The sequence below is a fragment of the Nonomuraea maritima genome (assembly GCF_900100395.1).
GTDB lineage: Bacteria > Actinomycetota > Actinomycetes > Streptosporangiales > Streptosporangiaceae > Nonomuraea > Nonomuraea maritima.
On sequence record NZ_FNFB01000063.1, the window covers coordinates 1 to 6,970 of the forward strand.

Consider the following 6,970-nt stretch of genomic DNA (forward strand, 5'->3'; position numbering starts at 1 on the left):
CTGGCGACATCCGTCGTGTACTCCTCGACGGGAATCAACGCCAGGACTTCGTCCACGAAGGCCTGGCGATTCGGTCGCCGGGCCGCATCGGCCATCTCCACACCGACGAGCAGCTCGGCCACAGGGATCGCCGCAATGGCCACGTCATCGGCGTCGACCTGATTCCGGGGGTCTGCCACCTGTGGTACGCCGCGATGCAGGCCGTCTGCATACTGCCCATCGTCCGAGTGGCGTTCATCACCCGCAGCCCCGCCCTGCGCGCCGCCTTCCCCAAGAAGCGCTGATCTTCCCCTCGGGGCGCCCGAGCTCCCGGCATGTCGTCCACGCCGCCCACGACGGGAAAAGGCGCCTGGCAGGCGTCCGCGCTCCTCCTCGGCGGCCCGCCCACCCGATCCGCGACCACGACGTCGTCCAGGCGGCCGGCCTGGAGCGTGTCGAGGCGGGGCCGCGTCCCGCCTCGACCTCAGCTGCGAGTGCGGATCAGCATGACCAGCCCGGCGATGAACGACCCGAGCAGGACCGGCGACAGGACCATTAGGCCCCCCCACACGACGAGGCCGAGATAGCCGAGCGCGGACGAACTGTACGTCGGGTCGGCGTCAGCGACTGCGAACAGCCCCAGGCCGAGGACGACACCGGCCACCGTGAGCGCGATCGGCGTCCACAGGAGCACGTGGGCCCACACGCGGTACCTCCGACTGTAGACACGCCGGGCCGACCTCATGTTCGGCTGTGAGGGATACCCGACGGATTCGCTCATGCCCCATTTGTACCAGCCCGCGTGGGCCGGACGTGGCGTAAGCAGAGGGGCGGGCGCGCCACGTTCATGGCGCTCGTGGCGCATGCTGTACGGCGGGGACGAAGCCCGACGTACGGCCAGTCGTTCATCCCCCAGTCAGTGTCCGGCGACGAGCCGACGCGGAGGCACATTCCGCAGGACCCCAGCGGCCGGCAAGCCGCCCTGCCCGTCAGTCCCTCCTGCGGTCCCAGGGGTCGCCGACCCAGCCGTCGAAGGAGGGGATCAGGGCCACGAGGGCGGCTCCGAGCCGCCAGTCCAGCTCCGGTGCATACAGATGCACCGTGTCACCGGCCGACTTGAACTCCAGCGGGACATGTCCGCCGGAGCGCCACTTGATACGGCGGGGGCCGCGCGGGAAGTCGCCGCCGCCGTTGAGCAGGGCAGCCACGAGGATGAGCGGCAGCAGAGGCGAGCAGAGCCACCACACGCACCACCAGAAGAGCCGGCCCTTGTATCCCACTGCATCGGGGCTGCCGGCGCGGCTCACCGTCCAGCGTGTGCGCAGTCCACGGCTGAACGCCTTGTCGCGCGTGAACGTACCGAGCAGTTCGCCCTGCGGGCCGAGCACCTGGAACTGTGGCCGACCGCTGCCCATGGAGACGGTGACCAGGGTGGCGACCCGCGCCTGGCGGTGCTCGTCCGCCCACAGAACGAAGGAGCGGGCTCCCGTCTTCCGAGCCGCGAGGTAGGCGGATATGCCGTTGGGCGGCAGCTCGCGTTCCACATAAGCGACCGGCCGCGAAGCTCCCGGTCCGTCGGAGAAGCTGATCCGGCAGTCGAGCTGCCCGCCGGGGGTGGTCCTCAGTCGCCGCAGCGCTTGTAAGCTCAGAGTACGGGTCACCCGACGGGCTCCTTCACGCGTGTCTGTGTCGAACGATCAGCACAAAGGTACGCCCACGTGGTCACAGTCGTTCCCTCCGTCCGGGTACGAGCGCGTCGTCCGTCGCTAGCTCATCCCCGCTCTGGGCAAGAAGCGCCTCGGCAAGCTCAACGCTGCCGACGTCCGCCGGTTCGTGACGTCGCTTCGGTCCGGCTGCCAGTGCTGCCGGCGCGGATGGGACAAGGCCCGGAAGCCGTCCGGGTGCTGCGCAAAGAAGGGCGGCAAGTGCTGCGACTACAAGATCGAATCTCGGATGGTGCAGTTCATCCGTGAAGCGCTCCAGGAGGTCCTGGAGCGCTTTTCCACGTTCCCCAGTAAAGCCACTTCTCGCTGTAGCGATGTTCCGGTTCCTCGACCCGTAGCAGGGTCAACCGAACGCATTGCCGAGCCTTCAGTTCAGCGATGCTCGTGTCTATGCCGATGCCGTTGCAGGACCCGCTCGCGTCATGCCTGTAACGACGGCCGTCCTGCTCTTGCATGCGCAGCGGCACCGTGCCGTCGGTCCGGCTCACAGCATGGATTCTCCAGCCCCTGCGACCTGACCGCTATGACTACTGTCGTCAGAACAACAAAAACGCCCCGGAGCGATCTTCGCTACGGGGCATCTTGGCTGTTCCATGCTGGTGGTCAGGGGCAGGGTCGAACCGCCGACCTTCCGCTTTTCAGGTGTAGCGATCAGCGCGCTCGTCGGCACTGACCTTGGGTTGGTTGGTTGCTCACGGTGCAGTTCGTACGCGACTGGTGGCCGACGTTGCCGTCAGTGTTGCCGTCACAGCCACCCACCGTGCCCGGTGTTAAGGACCGACGAAGTCGGTCCGCGGCAGCCGATCGCCCCAGCCCCGTACGGCGAGCACCGAAGTCAGCGATCGTCACGGCCTCCGACGACGAAGGGATACCGGGCTGCCGCAAGGTCGTTGGCGAGGTCCTCTATGGAGAGGTCAGCATTCAGCGCGGTGACCACCGCCTGCGTCAGTGGACGGAGGGCATATACGTGGCGCACCGCATCGAGATCCACGGACACTTCGTAGTAATCCTCCACGAACCGCCGGAACGCTTCCGGCGTAGGCTCGATAAGCCGTGTGAACAGATACGCCGCCCCATCGGGATCGCTCACGTCGTCTGGATAGTCGATCTCGCCCACCCGCCAGCGGTCGTCATCGGCCGCGCGCCACAGGCAAGCGGTCACGACTGGCATGCCGTGCTCGTCGCAGAACGCCGGCTCCTGCACATGCTGACGAAACATCTCAGGGACGGAGTCGAGCACGCCCGGCCACGGCCCGTCGTTGCCATAAGGACTCATCACGGCCTCGTGGGCGAAGCCGCGGATGTACGTACCCTCCGCAGCGAAGACGATGGAGTATTCGTCTCCCGAGCCGTTGCGCATCGAGGCCAGTTCCTCCTCAGGGCCCCAGTCGGCGTCGTAGGAGTGGTAGCGGCTGGACCATTCTGGGCTCAGGATGGCCTCCAGCATCGCCATGGACCGGCAAAGATCACGGAGCTTCGGGGTGCCGGGAAGCCGACGCGCCACCTCGCGAGCAGTCATGAGCCTCATCCAACCGGATGCCACCAACGTCTCCCCGCATGCTCCCATTTCGCCGGCCGTCTCAGCTAGCGCAGCACTGGCGACCCAGGTGGTGCCCGCGCATGACTGCCTGATTGCAAACGGGTGCCAGTCACGACGTAGCGAGATCCTCGCCCTGGTCTAGTGGTACGTGCGGCCTGGGGATGTGTGATCGTATGAGGCGGTGTTGCTGTATCCCGCTGCTGTACACAGGCACCCCGGCCGGCGACCCGCCCCGTCATCCAATGGCAAGGGGACCCGTACCGCAGGGCCGCCAGGCCCGAGGAACGGCAGCCCCGCGGCAGCCCCAATGAGTACCGCTTTAGGGGAGCGGGGGCTATTCAGGCTGCGCAGGTGGCTTGACCTGGGCAAACAACACACGTGACGCATGAGCGCTATGAGATCATCCCGCACATGTCCCTGCCAGGGCGTCAGCACCATGGCTTCCGTGCAATGCAGGGACGTAACATCCTCCGCCGCGCTGTGAATGATTGGGGCACTCAGAATGCGCCTTACGACCGGTTGATCGCTACGGGGTTGTGGCCAGTATTGTTCAAGACTGTCCGTCCTGCGAGCGGCTGGTGAAGCTGGAGCGATACTCGGCGCACATAGGCGATGCTGAGCGTGTCGCCCTCCCAGGGCCAAGGACTCGAACAGGTGTTATGCACCTGCACTCCGATGATTACCTGGGAGGGAGACTCGCGCACCTCGGTATCCGTCACCCGCTCGCATTCCCTGGGCCTGGTCTCAGGCGTCCCAAAGCTCACTTCCACGGTCAATGTGCGCTCGTCCGGTGATAATGTCGCCACCTGAATCTGTTGCCATTGAGCCTGGCTGCAAGCGGTCATGGTGAGGAGCGCCGTTGCCACGAGCAGTGCCTTGCTGCTTATTGCGAGAAGGGCTGAGGACATTGAGGTGATCTATTCCTATCGGCGCTTCATGACGTCGCCGCCATACGCGCGACGGACATCATCGATGTCGGTGAAAATTGATGCACACAGGGGACCGACCGACTTCCCGCCGGAGTTGATCCCCTTTGCGATCACGTAGCCGTCGGGTTCGATGGTGTAGACCGGCCCTCCGGAGTCGCCCCCCGTTGAGCATGAACCTAGCCTTTCCCCCTTCTGGCCCTTGTTGATGGTGCCAGCGAATGATCCGTCCGGATTGTTCAACGGCCAGCTTTCCTCGGTGATCCCGACTTCGTAATTGCATATCTGTCCCGATGTCGCACCTCCGACACAGTACAGATCTCCGGGCATAGCGCGCCGCGTCCAGCTTCGCCTGACCGGGCGCTTGCTAGCGGACGTTGCGCTGCCAACGAAGATGGACGCTGTTGGCTTCTTCGGGTTGAGCATCGAAACTAGTGCGCTATCTCCATGGGTGGTGGACTTTCCAGGGAGCTTCACTGATCCCGTGCCATCCTTCCAGGTGCTGTACAAGCGGAGCCCGTACGGGATGGTACCGAGAGATCCATCGTCAGGCAGGCAGTGTCCCGCCGTCACTATGCGCCTTTCGCCCCCTTGATTCCATGCAAAGCCCATGGTGCATTGGGATCCTGCGTTGCTGACGAACCGTCCCCCACCGTTGACGTAGTCGTCGTTATCGTTATTGCGTGTGTCGTGAGTCTCGAGCCTGGTGGCGTCCGGGTTCAGCCAGATGACGATGCTGTTCGTGCCGTACCGCTGTCTCGACGGCTCCAACCTGGGTGCTTCTAGCAGAGACGCAGATGGGAACCATGCCGCCCGGTGGCAAGTGGATCCGGAGCGCAGGGCCGCTAGAGCCTGTACGGAGTTCGGATCTCTAGGCTGGTCGGAGGCTTCGAATCCATAAGACGGCTCCGCGTAGGTGCAGGCCAGCCAGATAGCTGTCGGGCGTCTTGTCGAACCGGAAGGCCAGCCCACGCCACTCCTTCATCCGGTTGATACAGCGTTCGGCCGTGTTGCGCTGCTTGTAGAGATCGGGATCATGAGTGATCGGCCGGCCGCCGCGAGAACCGCGCCTCTTGCGGTTGGCGGCCTGGTCGACCTTCTCCGGGATGACCGCTTTGATCCGGCGTCGGCGCAGGTAGGCGCGGTTGCCGCGGGAGGAGTACGCCTTGTCCGCGGCCACCGCGCCCGGCCGGGTGCGCGGACGCCCGATCGGCAGGCGGATTTTGATGCGCTCCAGCACAGCGCGGAACTGCGGGCTGTCTCCGGCCTGGCCGGCAGTCAGGACGAAGGACAGCGGACGGCATCGACGGTCGGCCGACAGATGCACCTTGCTGGTCAGGCCGCCTCGCGAGCGGCCCAGCTTGGCCGCCTTCAGCCGGAACCGGTGCCGGCGTCGTAGCCGCCTTCGTCCGTCCCCGCCGTCCCTGTCCCCGCCGTCCCCGTCCCCGCCGTCCCCGTCGCCGCTGTCGTCGTCGCGGGCGTTTTGCCCCTTTGGCGAAGCCCCTTTTCCTGCCCTGCGGCTTCTTCCAGCGCGGCGCTCAGCTCGCCGTCCAAGACCATCCCGGCGGCATGATGGTGGGCGCGGGCGGTGGTGGAGTCGACGCTGACCAGGTCGAGGTCGGCCTGCCCACGGGCTGCGGCCTCGGCGATCATCGCCTGCATCAGCTGCTCGAACACGCCGTTCAGCGCCCAGGAGCGGAACCGGTCGTAGGCGGTAGACCATGGCCCGTACTCGGCCGGCAGGTCCCGCCACGGGCTGCCGGTACGAAACCGCCACATCACAGCGTTGAACAGCCGTCGCAGATCCGGGATCGGGCCCCACTCACCCAGCGGTAAGTGGGGCTCGATCAAGCACCATTCCTCGTCGGCGAGGTCTCCACGCGCCATGACCGATGGCCTACCGAGACAGCCTGCTATACCGCAGGCAATCCCTCTGATCTCAACTCCGTACAGGCCCTAGAAGGGGGCCCGCAAGCGTGCGCACGCTCATACGGGTTGTTCCTCCTTCGGAGCCGCTGCCCGGCGCACCCGTACCGCCAGCAGAACCAGGACGATAGGGAGGAGCGTGTACAGGACCCATGCGATCGTGACGGGATCGATCGCCTCGTCCGAAGACTGCGCGCACCCAAGCACGGGCATCCAGTTCATCATCAGGTCACGGACCACCAGAGGCAGCAACGTCAGCCAGCCCACCACCCGGCCCAGCGGGCGGTGCCCGGTGAGTGCCAGTAGCGCCCAGAGCCCGAAGCCCACCCCCAGCACGATCGGCTGCGGAATCAGGATCAGAACGGCCATCGCAGGCCCTAGCAGGATCTCCTCCATACTGCCGAAACAGCTGCCGTCCATAATCATGATCGAGTACTCGGCTGACCCGTCGGCGAGGGAGCTCCACACCATCGCTTGAGGAATGCTCACCAGCACCAGGGCGACGCCCCAAAAGACCAACGGCCACCGCCGGCGCAGCGGACGAAACTCACGCCGTCCCTTCCGATGGACGGCGCGGCCGAGCGCCGTCAGCAGAACGGCCGTGGCGAAGCAGGCCACGGCGAGAAGCAGCAGGTCGTTGGCATCCCAGGGCAGGAACCGCAACGCGCCGCCATAGGTACCGAACCCGAAGTCGATGGGTCCGCCAACAGCGACCTGAATCGCGAGATATTGCTGGATCTCCTCCTCGCTCGGCCCACCCAACCCGGTGAACGGCGGCAGGGCGGCGGCCACAGCGAGCAGAGCCAGCAGCGCAGCGCCCAGCCGCGACGCCCACCGCCTGCGGCGCAGCACCACGACGGGCACCACCAGCAGCG

At 65.9% G+C, this 6,970-nt stretch carries 6 protein-coding genes and 1 pseudogene; 1 reads left to right on the top strand and 6 read right to left on the bottom strand.

What is annotated here, in order from left to right; all coding sequences use genetic code 11:
- The coding region (locus tag BLR04_RS41165; RefSeq protein WP_218129351.1) for a hypothetical protein at positions 1–284 on the top strand (284 nt) is incomplete at its 5' end.
- Positions 285–463: 179 nt separating this feature from the next.
- On the opposite strand, the gene BLR04_RS39165 is transcribed toward BLR04_RS41165, so the two are convergent.
- From BLR04_RS39165 to BLR04_RS39185, 6 genes and pseudogenes are all read right to left on the bottom strand, one after another.
- Positions 464–685, bottom strand: coding sequence for a hypothetical protein (locus tag BLR04_RS39165; protein ID WP_143022444.1), 222 nt, complete (start codon positions 683–685; stop codon positions 464–466).
- A 283-nt stretch (positions 686–968) separates the two neighbouring features.
- Positions 969–1,640, bottom strand: coding sequence for a hypothetical protein (locus BLR04_RS39170; protein ID WP_176903570.1), 672 nt, complete (start codon positions 1,638–1,640; stop codon positions 969–971).
- A gap of 898 nt (positions 1,641–2,538) precedes the next feature.
- Complete coding sequence (locus BLR04_RS39175) at positions 2,539–3,222, bottom strand: hypothetical protein (protein ID WP_090774234.1); 684 nt, start codon at positions 3,220–3,222, stop codon at positions 2,539–2,541.
- A gap of 944 nt (positions 3,223–4,166) precedes the next feature.
- Positions 4,167–4,781: a trypsin-like serine protease gene (locus BLR04_RS40310; protein ID WP_342672339.1), complete on the bottom strand. Its 615-nt coding sequence runs from the start codon at positions 4,779–4,781 to the stop codon at positions 4,167–4,169.
- Between the two features lie 259 nt (positions 4,782–5,040).
- Positions 5,041–6,056: pseudogene (locus tag BLR04_RS39180) on the bottom strand (IS5 family transposase).
- Positions 6,057–6,155: 99 nt separating this feature from the next.
- A partial coding sequence (locus BLR04_RS39185; RefSeq protein WP_218129352.1) for a hypothetical protein occupies positions 6,156–6,970 on the bottom strand: 815 nt, incomplete at its 5' end.

Excerpts from the sequence above, each read along its gene's own strand:
- BLR04_RS39175 (WP_090774234.1), bottom strand. The coding sequence starts at position 3,222 with ATGACTGCTCGCGAGGTGGCGCGTCGGCTTCCCGGCACCCCGAAGCTC.
- BLR04_RS40310 (WP_342672339.1), bottom strand. The coding sequence starts at position 4,781 with ATGGGCTTTGCATGGAATCAAGGGGGCGAAAGGCGCATAGTGACGGCG.